This is a genomic window from Nocardioides marinquilinus, assembly GCF_039543705.1.
Classification (GTDB): domain Bacteria; phylum Actinomycetota; class Actinomycetes; order Propionibacteriales; family Nocardioidaceae; genus Nocardioides; species Nocardioides marinquilinus.
Genome location: NZ_BAABKG010000003.1, coordinates 606,218 through 622,488, shown reverse-complemented (window position 1 = coordinate 622,488; position 16,271 = coordinate 606,218). Strand labels below are relative to the sequence as shown.

14 protein-coding genes are annotated in these 16,271 nt (G+C 75.2%); 13 read left to right on the top strand and 1 reads right to left on the bottom strand.

Annotated features, from left to right (window positions below):
• The first annotated feature begins 8 nt into the window (after positions 1-8).
• From ABEA04_RS14085 to ABEA04_RS14045, 9 genes are read left to right on the top strand one after another with little or no spacing between them, the layout of a single operon-like run.
• A complete protein-coding gene (locus ABEA04_RS14085; RefSeq protein ID WP_345459591.1) occupies positions 9-1,463 on the top strand; it encodes an AAA family ATPase in 1,455 nt (484 codons plus the stop codon).
• Positions 1,460-2,761 carry a hypothetical protein gene (locus ABEA04_RS14080; protein ID WP_345459588.1) on the top strand — a complete coding sequence of 434 codons (1,302 nt, stop codon included), beginning with the start codon at positions 1,460-1,462 and terminating at the stop codon, positions 2,759-2,761. The genes ABEA04_RS14085 and ABEA04_RS14080 overlap by 4 nt, the downstream gene beginning before the upstream one ends.
• Positions 2,758-3,693, top strand: a complete 936-nt coding sequence (locus ABEA04_RS14075; RefSeq protein WP_345459585.1) for a glutamate ABC transporter substrate-binding protein — start codon at positions 2,758-2,760, stop codon at positions 3,691-3,693. Before ABEA04_RS14080 ends, ABEA04_RS14075 begins: the two co-directional genes overlap by 4 nt.
• Positions 3,690-4,814, top strand: coding sequence for a hypothetical protein (locus ABEA04_RS14070; RefSeq protein WP_345459583.1), 1,125 nt, complete (start codon positions 3,690-3,692; stop codon positions 4,812-4,814). Before ABEA04_RS14075 ends, ABEA04_RS14070 begins: the two co-directional genes overlap by 4 nt.
• Positions 4,811-7,255: a serine/threonine-protein kinase gene (locus ABEA04_RS14065; protein ID WP_345459580.1), complete on the top strand. Its 2,445-nt coding sequence runs from the start codon at positions 4,811-4,813 to the stop codon at positions 7,253-7,255. The genes ABEA04_RS14070 and ABEA04_RS14065 overlap by 4 nt, the downstream gene beginning before the upstream one ends.
• 28 nt (positions 7,256-7,283) lie before the next feature.
• Positions 7,284-8,435: a PP2C family protein-serine/threonine phosphatase gene (locus ABEA04_RS14060; RefSeq protein WP_345459577.1), complete on the top strand. Its 1,152-nt coding sequence runs from the start codon at positions 7,284-7,286 to the stop codon at positions 8,433-8,435.
• Entirely contained in the window at positions 8,428-9,705 is a 1,278-nt protein-coding gene (locus ABEA04_RS14055; RefSeq protein ID WP_345459575.1) for a vWA domain-containing protein, read from the top strand. Before ABEA04_RS14060 ends, ABEA04_RS14055 begins: the two co-directional genes overlap by 8 nt.
• Before the next feature lie 4 nt (positions 9,706-9,709).
• Positions 9,710-10,585, top strand: a complete 876-nt coding sequence (locus ABEA04_RS14050) for an FHA domain-containing protein (protein ID WP_345459572.1) — start codon at positions 9,710-9,712, stop codon at positions 10,583-10,585.
• Between the two features lies 1 nt (position 10,586).
• The gene (locus ABEA04_RS14045; RefSeq protein WP_345459569.1) at positions 10,587-11,165 is read left to right on the top strand and encodes a hypothetical protein; all 579 of its coding nucleotides are present in this window, start codon (positions 10,587-10,589) and stop codon (positions 11,163-11,165) included.
• 135 nt (positions 11,166-11,300) lie between these two features.
• Here the strand turns inward: ABEA04_RS14045 and ABEA04_RS14040 are convergent, their stop codons facing one another.
• Positions 11,301-11,909: an O-methyltransferase gene (locus ABEA04_RS14040; RefSeq protein ID WP_345459566.1), complete on the bottom strand. Its 609-nt coding sequence runs from the start codon at positions 11,907-11,909 to the stop codon at positions 11,301-11,303.
• Positions 11,910-12,310: 401 nt separating this feature from the next.
• Here ABEA04_RS14040 and ABEA04_RS14035 point away from each other — a divergent pair, with 401 nt between their 5' ends.
• From ABEA04_RS14035 to ABEA04_RS14020, 4 genes are all read left to right on the top strand, one after another.
• Positions 12,311-12,439 carry a hypothetical protein gene (locus ABEA04_RS14035; RefSeq protein ID WP_345459563.1) on the top strand — a complete coding sequence of 43 codons (129 nt, stop codon included), beginning with the start codon at positions 12,311-12,313 and terminating at the stop codon, positions 12,437-12,439.
• 546 nt (positions 12,440-12,985) lie between these two features.
• Entirely contained in the window at positions 12,986-14,050 is a 1,065-nt protein-coding gene (locus ABEA04_RS14030) for a 3-isopropylmalate dehydrogenase (protein WP_345459560.1), read from the top strand.
• Between the two features lie 84 nt (positions 14,051-14,134).
• Positions 14,135-15,241 carry a branched-chain amino acid aminotransferase gene (locus tag ABEA04_RS14025; protein WP_345459557.1) on the top strand — a complete coding sequence of 369 codons (1,107 nt, stop codon included), beginning with the start codon at positions 14,135-14,137 and terminating at the stop codon, positions 15,239-15,241.
• Between the two features lie 80 nt (positions 15,242-15,321).
• Entirely contained in the window at positions 15,322-16,218 is an 897-nt protein-coding gene (locus ABEA04_RS14020) for a matrixin family metalloprotease (RefSeq protein ID WP_345459554.1), read from the top strand.
• Positions 16,219-16,271 lie beyond the last annotated feature (53 nt).

Genomic DNA, 16,271 nt, shown 5'->3' with positions numbered 1-16,271 from the left:
ACCACGCGATGACGACCGCCGCGCTGACCACCGCGCTCGACGCGCTGACGCGCGCCGCCGAGGACGCCGGCGTCGACGGCTCGGTCGCCCGGCTCGAGGGGGAGGCCCTCGCGGCCACGGTCGCCGAGCGCTCCCTCGGCGCGGCCGCGGCGTGGTGCGCGGCCACCGGCCGCCCGGCCACCGCCACCGAGTCGTTCTTCCTCGCCGCCAAGCGCGGCAACGTCTTCCGCGCCGCCCCGACCCCCGTGCTGGCCGCGCTCACCGGCCCCGGCCGCGCGTCCTACGCCACCGCCCTGCGCGAGGTCGCGCTGGCCGCCGCGCTGCTCGGGACGCCGTCCGCGAGCGCCCAGGACAACGCGATGCGGGTGGCGGGGGCGCAGCTCGTGGACTCGGGTCAGGGCCCTTCGACCCTTCGACAGGCTCAGGACGGCGCAGGCTCAGGGTCCGTGGAGTCGGGTCAGGGCCCTTCGACAAGCTCAGGGTCCGTGGTCGGCCTCCCGACGGAGGTGACGGACGCTGAGCCTGTCGAAGCGCGCCAGCCTGAGGAGCCCGAGAAGACCGTCAAGGAGCTGCTGGCCGAGCTCGATGCGCTGATCGGGCTGCGCGCGGTCAAGGACGAGGTGCACCGGCAGGCCGCCGTCCTGCGGGTCGAGAAGCTGCGGTCCGAGGCCGGGCTCAAGGGCGCGACCATCACCCGCCACCTCGTCTTCAACGGCAACCCCGGCACCGGCAAGACCACCGTGGCCCGGCTCGTGGCCGGCATCTACCGCGCGCTCGGGCTGCTCAGCCGGGGGCAGCTGGTCGAGGTCGACCGCTCCGAGCTGGTCGCGGGCTACCTCGGCCAGACCGCCGAGAAGACGTCCACGGTCGTCGAGTCGGCGGTCGGCGGCGTCCTGTTCGTCGACGAGGCCTACTCGCTGGCCGGCGACCAGTACGGCCGCGAGGCCATCGACACGCTGGTCAAGGAGATGGAGGACCGCCGCGACGACCTCGTCGTCATCGTCGCCGGCTACCCCGTGCCCATGGCGCACTTCATCGCCGAGAACCCCGGCCTCGAGAGCCGGTTCCGCACGATGCTCGACTTCGTCGACTACACCGACGACGAGCTGGTCGCGATCTTCGCGAGCATGGTCGGCGCCGCCGACTACGACGCCGGGGACGACGTGCTCGACCGGCTGCGGGCGCTGCTCGGCGGGGTCGAGCGCGGGCCCTCGTTCGGCAACGCCCGCCACGTGCGCAACCTGCTCGAGGCCGCCATCGGACGCCAGGCCTGGCGGCTGCGCGACGTCGAGGCACCGACCGTGACACAGTTGCGCTCCCTCGAGCCCGACGACCTCGACCCCGTGCCCCCCACCGTCGACATCCAGCCCGACCCAGAGCCTGACCCAGAGCCCGACCCAGAGCCCGACTCAGAGCCCGACCCCGTGCCCGACCCCGTGCCCGCGCAGGAGGCCACCTCGTGACGCAGACCGCGCCGCAGCCGGCGCCGCCCGCCTCGCCGCCGGGCAAGCGGCGCGCCACCACCCCGGCCCGCACCTCCTCGTCCGGCGCGGCCGCCGACGACGGCCGCGACCTCACCGAGGACGTCCCGCGGCTGCTCGGCCGGCTGCAGGGCGCCGCCGTCGCCGTCTGCCTCGCCTTCGCCGTGGTCGCCGTGGTGGTGCAGGTGCTGTCGTGGCAGGCCAACGGCCGTGCCGCCGACAACACCGAGCAGGTCGTGCGGGTGCAGCAGATCCAGTCGCTGCTGCTGCGCGCCGACGCCGTGGCCACCAACTCCTACCTCTCCGGCGGCCTCGAGCCGGCCGACGCGCGCGCCGAGTACGACCAGGCCGTCGACGACGTGCTGCGGCTGATCGCCGACGCCGCCGAGGCGCAGCCCGCCGACCGCGAGGCGCTGGCCGACCTCAACGCCACCGTCTCGCAGTACACGACCTCGGTGGCCCAGGCCCGCGAGCTGAACCGCCAGGACAAGACGATCGGCATCGCCTACGTCAACGACGCCGGCCGCACGTTGCGTGGCACGGCGCAGCCGATCGTCGCGGCGCTCGTCGACGCGAACACCGACCGCGCCGAGGGCGAGCTCGACGGCCAGCACCCGTGGTGGCTGCTCGGCGTCGGCGTGATCGCCCTGTTCGCGCTTCACCTGCTCAACCGTGCGCTTGCCCGGCGCTTCCACCGTCGGGTCAACCTCGGGCTCGCCGCGGCCGCCGTCGCGATCGGCTTCCTCACCCTCGTCACCACCGCGCACGCCCTGATCGAGTCGATCGGCAACGGCGAGACCCGCGACGGTGCCTACCGCACCGCCATCGACGAGGCCACCGCCCGCACCGCCGCCAACGACGCCAAGGCCAACGAGAGCCGCGGACTGATCAACCGCGGCGCCGGCACGACGGTCTACGAGCCGCTCTGGGACGCCCAGGCCGAGATGGTCGACGAGCTGGCCACCCCCGAGACCCTCGGGCTGTGGCAGCAGTACGTCGCCGCCCACGACGCCGTGCGCGAGCGCGACGACCGCGGGGAGTGGGCGGCCGCGGTGCAGCTGGCCGTCGACCGTCAGGACGGCTCGGCCACCGCGCTGCTCGACGCCTTCGACGCGCAGGCCGCCGACGTCGTCGCGGCCGAGGGCGCCGAGGCCGCCGACGGGTTCCGTGGCGGCGGCACGATCTCGGTGGTCCTCATCGTGCTCACCGCGCTCGGCGGTCTGGGCGCGGCCGGTGCCGCCGCCCGGGGCATCGACCAGCGACGCAAGGAATACGCGTGAACCGCCGTCTCGCCGCAAGCGCTGCCGCCCTCGTCGTCCTGCTCGCCGGGTGCGGCGGCTACGACCCCACGGTCGTGCCCGAGCCGGCGGCGTCGTCCGCGGCCCCCGCCGACCCGCCCGACTGCGAGAACGACGGCAGCCAGCTGCGCTCCTTCGAGCCGACGGGCGACGTCACCCAGCTGCCGGGCGTCGAGGCGATCCGCAAGCGTGGCCGGCTGGTGGCCGGGGTGGCGGCCGACGTCTTCCTGCTCTCCTCGCGCGACCCGCAGAACCCGCAGCGGCTGCAGGGCTTCGACATCGACATGGTCAACGCCATCGCCGCCAAGATCTTCGGCACCTCGCAGGACAAGGTCACCTTCCGCGTCATCACCGCCGCCGAGCGCATCCCGCTGCTGCAGAGCGGCGAGATCGACATCGTCGCCCGCAACATGACCATCACGTGCGACCGCTGGGAACAGATCGCCTTCTCGCAGGTCTACTTCGACGCCGGCCAGGGCGTGCTCACCGGTGTCGGCTCGGGCATCGACTCCGTCGCGGACCTCGCCGGACGCCGGGTCTGCGCCTCCGCGGGGACCACCAGCATCGCCAACATCCAAGAGATCGCCCCCGAGGCGATCCCGGTCTCGGCGCCCGACAACTCCACCTGCATGGTCCGGTTCCAGAACGGCGAGGCCGACGCCGTCACGGGCGACGACACCGTGCTCGCCGGCCTGGCCGCCCAGGATCCCTACTCGAGGGTCCTGCCGATCGACCCGCTGAGCGACGAGCCCTACGGCATCGGCGTCAGTGCCGAGAACCGCGACCTCGTCGAGCTGGTCAACCGCACGCTGGAGGACCTGCGCCGCGACGGAGGCTGGGAGGAGTCCTACGACCGCTGGTTCGCCGAGGTGCTCGGACCGGCCACCCAGCCGGAGCCGGTCTACGGCCGGTGACCACCACCGACGCGCCCACCACCGCGGCGCCCACCGCGCCGGGGTCGCTCGGGCACGCGCCCGAGCCGGCCGAGCTGCAGCGCTACCTCGCCGAGCTCGACGTCTGGCTGCGCGCCCGGCGCAGCGAGCTCGACGAGCTGGACGACGCCGCCCTCGCCGCCGGGCGGGGCGCCGAGGTCGCCGCCGACATGGCGCTGGCGCTCTCGCTGTGGAACGGCGTCGAGGAGCGCCACCGCCGGCTGTGGACGGTCTGGGACGGCGGCCGCGTGCTCGCCCAGGACCGCGAGCAGATGGCCTCGCTCATCTGGACCCGCCTCGACGGCTCGGGCACCTCGCTGCCCGAGACCTGCCGCCTGTGCGACGCCCTCACCGGGCAGCTGCGCACCCGACTCGCCCTGACGCCGGGCGCCGACGCCGCGGCCGCCCGCATCCGCCGCCTGCGGGCCCAGCTCGAGCGCATCCGCGACCAGGTCGGCCTCGAGCCCGCCACCGGCCGCGACGCCGCGGTCGACCGGCTCGCCGCCCTGATGGCCCGCGCCAACGACATCGCCGACCGGGCCGGACGCGGCGCCGACGTCGACGGGCTGCTCGCCCCCGTCGAGCAGGACGCCGCCGTCTTCGAGCGCGACCTCATCGTCGGCAACCAGCGGCGCCGCGACGCCCGCGAGCAGGTGGCGCAGGCGCACCGCCTGCGCGCCGAGCTCGAGCAGCGCGAGGCCGAGCTGACCACGCTCGCCTCCACCTGCGTCGCCACCGTCGAGCCGGCCCCGCGCTACGCCGTCCCGGACGTCGACGCCCTCGGCCCCGTGCCCGAGACCGACCCCGCCGCCGTCGGCCCCTACCTCGAGCGGCTCGCCCGCGTCGGGCAGGCGCTCGGGCACGCCCGCGAGCGCTACGCCGCCGCCCTGGCCGAGCACGCCGACCTCGGCGCGCTGCTCGACGCCTGGGTGGTCAAGGCCGGTGCCGTCGGGCTCGCCGCCCACCCCGACCTCGCGGCGTCCGAGCGGCTCGCGCGCGACGTGCTCGCGCGGCGTCCGGCCCCGATGCCGGTGTGCCGCCAGCTCGTCGCCACTTACCAGACCTGGCTCCAGACCCACCAGACCACCGGGAGGACGCCGTGACCTGCACCCAGCCCGGCTGCGCCGGCACCATCGCCGACGGCTACTGCGACACCTGCGGCATGGCGCCCAGCCCGGCCGCCGCCTCCGCCGCGCCGGCGGGCGTGGGCGACGCGCCGACGTCCAAGCGCACCGCCGGTCCGGCCGCCCCTGTCGCCGCCGCGCGTGCCGCCGCCCCCAATGGCACGCCGTGCGGCCAGCCCGGCTGCGGCGGCACGGCGGCCGACGGCTACTGCGACACCTGCGGCATGGCCGTCACCACCGGTGCCGCGGCCGGGCCGGGGCCGGCCGGTCAGTCCGAGCCCATCGGCGGGGGGACGCCGTCGACCGCCATCTCGACGTCGTCGTCGTCCGCGCGGGTGCAGTCGGCCCGCTTCGGCTCGGCCCGCGTCGGCGGCGAGTCGGTGGCCACCCGCCGCCAGCGCGAGGGGTCGCAGCGGCTGCGCGCCGCCCGCCTCGGCGCCGGCCTGACCAGCGTGCCGCCGGCGCCGCCGGTCGACCCGGCCGGCGCGATCAACCCGCACCCCGAGGTGCCCGAGGACAAGCGGGTCTGCTCCAAGTGCGGCACCCACATCGGCCGCTCGCGCGACGGCCGACCCGGACGCACCGAGGGGTTCTGCCCGCAGTGCGGCCAGCCGTTCTCGTTCACCCCCAAGCTGCAGCCCGGCGACCTCGTGGCCGGCCAGTACGAGGTGGCCGGCGCCATCGCCCACGGCGGTCTGGGCTGGATCTACCTGGCCCGCGACCGCAACGTCAGCAACCGGTGGGTGGTGCTCAAGGGCCTGCTCAACTCCGGTGACCCCGACGCGCTCGCCGCCGCCATCGCCGAGCAGCAGTTCCTCGCCCAGGTCGAGCACCCGCTGATCGTCGAGATCTACAACTTCGTGACCCACGAGGGCGCGGGCTACATCGTCATGGAGTACGTCGGCGGCCAGTCGCTCAAGCAGATCCTCAAGGCCCGCATGAAGGCCAACGGCGGCGCCTACGACCCGCTGCCGGTCGACCAGGCGCTGGCCTTCGTGCTCGAGGTGCTGCCGGCCTTCTCCTACCTGCACGACCTCGGGCTGGCCTACTGCGACTTCAAGCCCGACAACATGATCCAGGTCGGCGACTCGCTCAAGCTGATCGACCTCGGCGGTGTGCGCCGCATGGACGACCAGGAGTCGGCCATCTACGGCACGCTCGGCTACCAGGCGCCCGAGGTCGCCGAGGTCGGCACGTCGGTCGCCTCCGACCTCTACACGATCGGGCGCACCATCGTGGTGCTCTGCATGGAGTTCCGCGGCTACCAGGGCACCTACCTGCACTCGCTGCCGCCGCCCGACGCCACCCCGCTGTTCGCCGAGAACGACTCGCTCTACTGGCTGGTCGCCAAGTGCTGCGCGCCCGACCCGAGCGACCGCTTCGCCTCGGCCGACGAGCTGCGCACCCAGCTGCTCGGCGTGCTGCGCGAGACCGTCGCCCGCCGCTCCACCGGCACCTCGCTCACCTCGGCCGCCTCGCCGCTGTTCGAGGCGCCCACCACCTCGCGCGGCGTCCTGGAGTGGTCGCAGCTGCCGCAGCTGCGCGTCGACGCCGGCGACCCCCAGGTGGGCTGGCTCGGCGGCGTCGGCACCACCGACCCGGCCGAGCGGCTCGCCGTCCTCACCGACCAGGCGCCCGAGCAGTCGCCCGAGGTGCGGCTCGCCCGCGCCCGCGCCGCCCTCGAGCTGGACGACGCCGAGCGCGCCGGCGACGTCGCGGCCGAGATGCTGCGCGACGACCCGTGGGAGTGGCGCGCGCTGTGGGTCGAGGGCCTGGCCGCGATGGCGCGCGACGACTGGGAGGAGGCCAAGGCCGCCTTCAACGCCGTCTACCAGCAGGTGCCCGGCGAGCTGGCCCCCAAGCTGGCGCTCGCCGTGGCCTGCGAGCGGGGCGGGCTGCCCGGCGTCGCCGAGGGCCTCTACGCCACCTGCGCCGTCACCGACGCCGCCTACGTGGCGCCCGCCGCGTTCGGCATGGCGCGGGTGCGGGCCGCCCGCGGCGACGCCGCCGGGGCCGTGGCCGCGCTCGACCTGGTGCCGAAGACCAGCCGCGGCTACCCCGAGAGCCGCCAGCTGCGGGCCGAGGTGCTGCTCGGCGCGGACGCCGTCTCGGTGCCGCCGGCCGAGCGGGTGCGCCTGCTCGACGAGGCCATGCGCTCGGTCGAGTCGGTGCCCATGGACACCGCCACGGTCGGCCGCTACACGGTGCGCATCCTCGAGCAGGCGCTCGCGATCGTCACCGGCGGCGGTGGCGGGCCGTCGTCCGGTGGGCAGGTCGGCTCGTACGCCGCCCGCGAGGGGGCGCTGCGCGAGGGCATCGAGCGCGCCTACCGCCAGCTGGCCCGCGACACCGACGACGTGCGCGAGCGCGTCGAGCTGGTCAACCGCGCCAACGCCGTCCGCGCCTGGACGCTGGTGTGAGCACCCCGACGAGCCAGGAGCCGACCCCGTGACCCGACCCTGTCCCTCCTGCGGCGAGCAGCTGGCCGACGCCGCGGCGTTCTGCGAGGCGTGCGGCGCCCAGGTCGGCGCCGCCGACGCCGACCTGGCCGGCGGCCCGGGCGGCGTGAAGCCGCCGGTGGTCGCCGGCGAGGCGGCGCCGTTCGACGCGACCTTCCCGACCCGCATCGCCGGCAGCGCCCGTGCGCCGTCCGGCCCGAGGCCGTGCCTGGCGTGCGGGGGAGTGGTCGGACCCGACGGCTACTGCGACTCGTGCGGCACCAAGCAGCCCGACGAGCGCGACCACTTCCGTGAGCAGCCGGCGCCCTGGGTGGCCGGGGTGTGCGACCGCGGCCTGGTGCACGCCCGCAACGAGGACGCGCTCGCGCTGCACGCCGGCGACACCGCCGCCGGGCCGCGCGCCGTCCTCGTCGTGCTCGACGGCGTCTCGAACACCGACGACTCGCACCTGGCCTCGCTGGCCGGCGCCCGGGCCGCCCGCGACGTGCTGCGCGCCACGCTCCCGGCCGGGCTCGGCACCGCGCAGAGCCGCACGGCCGCCGCCGCCCGGCTGTTCCAGCAGGCCGTCGACGCCGCGCAGGCCGCCATCGTCGACCTGACCCCCGACGGCTCCGAGCACCCGCCGTCGGCGACGTTCGCGGCCGCCGTCCTGGAGGGCGGCCGCCTCGTCGTCGGCAACATCGGCGACTCGCGCGTCTACTGGCTGCCCGACGCCGGGACGCCGTCCCAGCTGAGCGTCGACGACTCCGTCGCGCAGCTGCAGATCGAGGCCGGGATGACGCGCCGCGAGGCCGAGGAGGGGCCGCAGGGCCACGCCATCACCCGCTGGCTCGGCGTCGACGCCCCCGACCTCGAGCCACGACTGTGCGAGCTCGACCTCGACCGGCCGGGCTGGCTGCTCGCCTGCTCCGACGGGCTGTGGAACTACCTGTCCGAGCCCGCGGCGCTCGCCGAGCGGCTGCGCCTGGCGGCCGCCGACGCCGGCGCCGACCCGATGGCGGTGGCGCTGGCGCTCGTGGCCCACGCCAACGCCAGCGGCGGGCACGACAACATCACCGTGGCGCTCGCGCGCGTGAGCCCGCCGCCGGGGCACAATGCGCCTGACCACGCACGCGGGCCGGAGAGGGAGTCCGATGGCTGAGTTCAGCGCGACCGTCTACCAGAACGAGTTCCTGCCCGACGGTGGCACCGACGTCAACGCGATCGTCACCGTCACCTGCTCCGGGGCCGGCACCGCCGGGCAGACCGGCGCGGGCTCCGCGGGCGAGATCATCATCGTCGACACCTCCGGCTCGATGGGCCCGCAGACGATGGCGGCCGCACGCGCCGCGGCGCAGACCGCGCTCGACGAGATCGTCGACGGCACCTACTTCGCCGTCATCGCCGGCTCCGACCGCGCGATGCTCGCCTACCCGGTCGTGCAGTCCGGGCCCGGCATGGTGCCGATGTCGCCGCAGACCCGCCAGGAGGCACAGGCCGCGGTCGCGCGCTTCGTCGGCAGCGGCGGCACCGCGATGAGCACCTGGCTCGACCTCGCGGTGCAGCTGTTCGGCTCGGTCCCGTCGGTCACGCAGCGCCACGCCATCCTGCTCACCGACGGCGAGAACCGCGAGGCGGCCGGACGGCTCGACACCGCGCTCGGCCGCGCCACCGGCTACTTCCAGTGCGACTGCCGCGGCGCCGGCACCGACTGGCAGGTCGAGGAGGTGCGCCGCATCGCGCAGGCGCTGCTCGGCACCGTCGACATCATCCCCTCGCCCGAGCAGATGGAGGGCCAGTTCCGCGAGATGATGCGCGCCTCGATGGCCCGCGGCGTCGCCGACGCGCAGCTGCGCGTGTGGTCGCCGCAGGGCGCGCAGGTGCTCTTCGTGCGGCAGGTCGCGCCCACCGTCGAGGACCTCACCTCGCGCCGCGCCGAGGTCAACCCGCTCACCGGCGCCTACCCCACCGGCGCCTGGGCCGACGAGAGCCGTGACTACCACGTGGCGGTGCGGGTCGCGGCCAAGGCGATCGGGCAGGAGCAGCTGGCCGCGCGCGTGCAGCTGGTCGTCGGCGACACCGTCCTCGCGCAGGGGCTGGTCAAGGCCACCTGGTCGAACGACTCCGAGCTGACCGCCACCATCGACCGGCAGGTCGCCCACTACACCGGGCAGACCGAGCTGGCCGCGATGATCCAGGAGGGGCTGGCCGCCAAGGCCGCCGGCGACGAGGCCACCGCCACCACCAAGCTCGGCCGCGCGGTGCAGCTGGCCGCCGCCACCGGCAACGACGAGGCCACCTCGAAGCTGCGCAAGGTGGTCGACGTCGAGAGCGAGCGCGACGGCACCGTGAAGCTCAAGCGCAGCGTCGACCGCGCCGACGAGATGGCCCTCGACACCGCCTCCACCAAGACCACCCGGGTCAAGCGGTGAGCTCGTGACCGGTGCCCCGCGCACGTGCCCCGCCGGGCACGTCTCGCTCGCCGACGACTACTGCGACACCTGCGGGGTCGCGATGGACGCCGCCCCGCCGGCGACGTCCCCGCCGGCCGCCCCGTCGCCGGCCGAGGACCCCCACGTCGACGACACCGGGCTGCTCCCGCCGGGCGCCGACGCCGCCGAGGCCGGCACCGTCTGCCCGAGCTGCTCGACCGCCAACCCGGCCGACGCGCTGTTCTGCGAGAACTGCGGCTACGACTTCACCACCGGTGCGATGCCGCGGCCCCCGACGCCGGTCATGCCACCGCCGTCCGCGCCGCCCGGGCCGTCCGCGTCGCCCGGGTCGCCGCCGTCCGGCACGCCGTCGTCCGTACCGCCGCCGACGCCGGCCACCGGGGCGACGTCCCCGTCACCGGCCGCGACGACGCCGCCGCCCGTGCCGGCGTCCGCCAACCCCTCGCCGGCGCTCGCCGAGCCGTGGGTGGCCGAGGTGTGGATCGACCCCGACTGGTACGCCGACCAGCAGAGCACCGACCGACTGCCCTCGCCGGGGCTGCCGACGGTCGTGCCGCTGCGCCAGTCCTCGCTGCTCATCGGCCGCGCCTCGCGCAGTCGCGGCATCCTGCCCGACCTCGACCTCGGCTCCGACCCCGGCATCAGCCGCCGCCACGCGCAGCTGACCGGCGACGGCACCCGCTGGTTCGTCGAGGACCTCGGCTCCAGCAACGGCACCTACGTCGGCGGCGCGCTCGGGGTGCTGCCGCGCGCGCCCGTCCCGCAGGGCCAGCGGGTCGAGGTGCGCCCCGACGAGCGGGTCTACCTCGGTGCCTGGACCCGCATCGTCATCCGCAAGGCAACCCCGGGAGAGGTGTGAGATGTCGACTCTGGTGTGGATCCTGATCGCGGTCGCCGTGGTCCTCGTGATCGCGGTGGTCGTGGTGCTGGTGCTGCGGTCGAGGCGCAAGCCCCCGCCGGGGCCCGGCGACGCCGCCTGGGCGCCGCCCGGTCAGTACGGGCAGTACCCCCAGCCGGGTCAGCCCGGTCAGTTCGGCGAGCCGGGTCAGTTCGGCGAGCCGGGCCAGCCGGGTCCGTACGGCCAGCCGGCGGGCGGGTTCGGCCAGCCGGGGCAGCCCGGGTTCGGGACGCCGCCGGGAGCGCCATCGTTCGGGACGCCGCCGCCGGGGGAGGAGCCCCGGGTGCCCACCGCCCCGCGCCCGCCCGAGCCCGGCCCGGCGCAGCCGCCGGCCAACCCGATCGACCGCCCCACCGTCGTCCGGCCGCGGCCCGACGCCGGCGCCAACCCGCTCGAGGGCGCCGACCAGACCGTCGTGCGCCGCCCCGGCCAGCCCGCCCCCTCGGCCGACCGCCCCGCCCCGCCGCCGGCCCCGGCCGACCAGCCCAACCCCCTCGAGGGCGCCGACGAGACCATCGTCCGCCGCCCCGACCAGACCTGACCACCGCGCGGCCGGCCACCACGCGCTGTCACCCACACCGCCCGTCCGTTCAATTGAACGGTTCGGACCGCCGTGGGGCCCGGGAGCCCGCACGGATCGTTCGATCGAACGGAACGGAACCGAACGGCGCTGGGCTCAGCGCTTGGTGGCGATGATCGTGCTGGCGTCGGAGGCGACCATGACCTCGACGGCGGTGAAGCGCTCGTCGGTGAGCCAGCGCTCGCGCAGCACGTCGACGCGGCCGCCGACCACCGGGGGCCACGACTCGCACGGCACGAAGTCGTCGAGGACGACGACCCCGCCGTCCTCGACGAGGTCGGCGACGACGTCGACGTCGACCTCGGCCGTGGCGCCGCCCGACCAGCCGCCCGACCAGCCGGCGTCGGCCTGGCCGGCGTCGAGGAACAGCAGCGAGAACGGGCCCTTGTCGAGCAGGGTCGACCAGTCGGCCGCGACCACCTCGACCAGCGGGTCGTCGACGAAGATCTCGGCGGCGGCGCGGGCCAGGTCGGGGTCGAGCTCGGCGGTGACGATGTGCGCCTTCTCGCCGCGCACGCCGGAGCGCAGCCACGCCGTCCCGACGCCGCAGCCGGTGCCGAACTCGGCCATCGTGCCGTCGCGGGTGGCGGCCAGGGTGGCCAGCAGGCGGCCGGTCTCGTTGCGGCAGAACGACACGTAGCCGGCCCGGCGCGAGACGTCGAAGGCGCGCTGCACGACGTCGGGCAGGTCGGGCCGGGCGCTCATGGGCTCGAGTCTCTCATCGCGGGACGATCGTCTCGCGATGCGAGCACTTCGTCGAAGTCCGGTGCGGGACGCCGGTCGGCGTCCTAGCCTGATCCCATCATGCTGACCCGGCGCGTACTTATTGGCTGCCGCGGCGAGGCCCCGCAGGACACCACCTGCGCGTGAGGCCACCTCGCCGCGGCGGACGTGCTGCGCGCTGAGATTGCGCCTTCGGCCTCACGATCGGTCCACGACCGGCTGATGCCTTCGCGGCGGCCTGCCGACAGTGCCGTCAGCATCGAGCGCGATCCGTTCGCAGACGACGAGGCCCCGTGCGATCCACGGGCCGCCACCGCGGCGGCATCAGCCGGAGTGGGCCACCACCCCGACCGAACCACCTCGTCTTCCCTAGGAGCAGTCCGATGTACGACATGTACCCCGAGTGGGGCCCCGCCAAGAACCGCACCGAGCAGCACGACCCCCGCCTGAGCAGCGCGGTGCAGACCGCGCTCGACCTGCGCGACAGCACGGACCGCCCGGACGACAACTGAGTCTTCAGGGCGCTCCGGCCGCGCCGTGGCTGTCACCCGCCACCAGCGGGCTCGCTGCCGCCGGCTCGGGCCGGGCGGGCGCCCAGCCACCGGGCGCGGCCTCCGCGCCGTGCGCCCTGTGGTCGGCTCGGCTCGGCTCGGGGCGCCGGCGAGCACGATGGTCGAGGTGCGAGGAGCCGGTGGTACCTGATTGCGCCTCCGCTCCTTCGTCGCTTTGGCGCGTGTTCGCGGCGCCATCGGCGACCGTGTGCCCTCCTGCGCTGCGCAAGGGCTCGCTCGTACCTCGCTGCGCCCTTGCGTGCTCGTCGGTCACACGGTCGCGCGCCGCGAACGGGGTTCTCCGCTGCGTTGAGGCTCAGCACCGCCACAGCCACCTGCTGGGTCGTCGCACCCCGATGCGGGGTGGCCCTGCGTCACTCCGGTCGGTCTCGCTGGCGCTCGGTTCGGATCCCGCGTGGTGACGGCTCGGGGCCCTTCGACGAGCTCAGGGTCCGTCTGCGCGGACCTCGTCAGTCACCCTCTACAGAGAGCACTAGCGTTCGCCCCATGAGCAGCGAGAACAGCATCCGGCTGGCCGTCGTCCCCGGTGACGGCATCGGGCCCGAGGTCACCGCCGAGGCCCTCAAGGTGCTGGAGGCGGTGGCGCCGGTGACGGTCGAGCAGACCCGCTACGACCTCGGCGCGGAGCGCTACCTCGCGACCGGCGAGGTGCTGCCCGACTCGGTGCTCGAGGAGATCCGCGGTCACGACGCGATCCTTCTCGGCGCCGTGGGCGGCAAGCCCGGCGACCCGAACCTGCCGCCCGGCATCCTCGAGCGAGGGCTGCTGCTGCGACTGCGGTTCGAGCTCGACCACTACGTCAACCTGCGTCCCTCGCGCACCTACCCGGGCGTCACCACGCCCCTGGCCGACCACGTCACCGGCGGTCGCGAGATCGACTTCGTCGTCGTCCGCGAGGGCACCGAGGGCCCCTACACCGGCAACGGTGGCGCGCTGCGGGTCGGCACCCCGGCCGAGATCGCCACCGAGGTCTCCGTCAACACCGCCTACGGCGTCGAGCGGGTCGTGCGCGACGCCTTCGGCCGCGCCCAGCGCCGCGAGCGCAAGTTGCTGACCCTGGTCCACAAGACCAACGTGCTGGTCAACGCCGGTGCCGTGTGGTGGCGGCTGACCCAGCAGGTCGCGCAGGAGTTCCCCGAGGTCACCGTCGACTACATGCACGTCGACGCCGCCATGATCTTCCTCGCCACCGACCCCACCCGCTTCGACGTCATCGTCACCGACAACCTCTTCGGCGACATCGTCACCGACCTCGCCGCCGCCATCACCGGCGGCATCGGTCTCGCGGCGTCCGGCAACGTCAACCCCGACCGCACGTCACCGTCGATGTTCGAGCCCGTGCACGGCTCGGCGCCCGACATCGCCGGCCAGGGCGTCGCCGACCCGACCGCCGCCATCCTCTCGGCCGGCCTGCTGCTCGACCACCTCGGGCACGCCGACGCCGCCGCCGCGCTCGAGGCCGCCGTCCTGGCCGACCTCGCCGAGCGCGACCCCGCCACGAAGCGCTCCACCACCGCCGTCGGCGACGCCGTCGCCGCGCGTCTCGCCTAGTCCCGCGCGTCCCGTCGGGACGAGGACCGGGACGGCGGTGGTGACCCCTCCCGACTACTAGGAAGCCCGACTACATTGCCGACCATGCCGTCCACGCCGTCCACGCCGTCACTGCACATCAGCACCACGCTCACCGACACGCCCACCTCCGACGAGCGGCTGGCCGAGATCCACGCCGACCCCGGGTTCGGCACCCACTTCACCGACCACATGCTCACGGTGGAGTGGACGCCGGACGCCGGCTGGCACGACGCCCGCGTGACGCCCTACGCGCCGCTGACCCTCGACCCCGCCACCGCGGTGCTGCACTACGCCCAGGAGACCTTCGAGGGCATGAAGGCCTACCGCCACGCCGACGGCTCGGTGTGGACGTTCCGGCCCGAGGAGAACGGCGCCCGCATGGAGCGCTCGAGCCACCGGCTCGCGCTGCCGGTGCTGCCCGCCGCCGACTTCGTGCAGGCCGTCGACGCCCTCGTCACCGCCGACGAGCGGTGGGTGCCCGGGGCCTCGGAGGCCGGGGAGAAGAGCCTCTACGTGCGGCCCTTCATGTTCGCCAGCGAGGCCTTCCTCGGCGTCCGCCCCGCCCAGCACGTGACCTTCATGGTGATCGCCAGCCCGGCCGGCTCCTACTTCAAGGGCGGCGTCCGCCCCGTGACGCTGTGGCTCACCGAGGAGTACACCCGCGCCGGCCGCGGCGGCATGGGTGCGGCCAAGACCGGCGGCAACTACGCCTCCTCGCTGGTCGCGCAGCAGGAGGCGACCGCCCACGGCTGCGACCAGGTCGTCTTCCTCGACGCCCAGGAGGGCCGCTACGTCGAGGAGCTCGGTGGCATGAACCTCTACTTCGTGCACGACGACGGCCGCATCGTCACCCCCGGCCTCGGCACGATCCTCGAGGGCATCACCCGCGCCAGCATCATCGAGCTGGCCGGCAAGCTCGGCCACCAGGTCGAGGAGCGCCCGTTCTCGATCGACGAGTGGCGCGACGGCGTCCGCTCGGGCCGCATCACCGAGGTCTTCGCCTGCGGCACCGCCGCCGTCGTCACGCCGGTCGGCGAGCTGCGCTGGGACGGCGGCAGCGCGCCCGCGCCGGCGAGCACCGACCTCACCATGCGCATCCGGCAGGCGCTGGTCGACGTGCAGCACGGCCGGGCCGACGACACCTTCGGCTGGATGCACCGCGTCGTCTGACCCGGCCGAGCGGGCCGCGGCCCGGATGACCGTCGGGTGATCCGCCCCGTCCGGTCCCACCCGTTCGGCACCATGGTGCGGTGGGGATCGGACGGTCGCGCGAGGAGCGGGAGTGGCAGCGCGCCCTCGCCGAGCAGCTCGACGCCCTGCCGACCTACGACGGCGAGACCCCGGACGGCGGCCCGGTGTCCCCGGCACCGCGGCGGCTGCCGCCACCCCCGCGGCGTCCGAGGCGCGGCCGGCAGGAGCGCGAGCCCGGCGCCCGCCCGCCCGAGCGCCGCCGCACGGTGCTCACCGTCGTCCTGACCCTGGCGGTGATCGGCACGGTCCTGGTGCTGAACACGACGCCGGTGCTGGCCGGCCTGCGCGGCCTGTTCGGCGGCGAGGCCGACCGGGGGCCGGCGTCGTCCCACGCCTTCCTCGAGGTGCAGCCGCGCACGGGCGAGCCGGTGACGTGGAGCTCGTGCAAGCCGATCCCCTACGTCGTCAACCCGGACGGCGCCCCCGACGGCTGGCGGCGCACGCTCGCGGAGGCGATGGCCGAGGTCACCGACGCCTCGGGCCTGGAGTTCGAGGACCGGGGCACGACCGACGACCGCGCCTTCGACGACCGGCTCGACGGCGCCCGGCCGCTGCCGGTGCTCATCGGGTGGGCGACGCCCGAGGAGGTGCCGGCCCTGGAGGGCGACGTGGTGGGCGTCGCCGGCCCGACCGGGCTGGCCTACGGGCAGACCGGACGCCGCGCGCCCTACATCACCGGCGACGTCGTCCTCGACGCCGGCGCCTTCGACCGCATGGCCGACGCCGGCCGCGACGACCAGCAGCGCGCGGTGGTGATGCACGAGCTCGCCCACCTCGTCGGCCTCGACCACGTCGACGACGAGCGCCAGCTGATGCACCCGAGCGGGACCCGGTTCACCACCTTCGGCAACGGCGACCTCGAGGGGCTGCGGATCCTGGGGGAGGGTCCCTGCTGAGCCGTCGGCCTCCACCCGGGCGCGGAGTCGGCCCCGGGCTCGGGTGAGGTTAG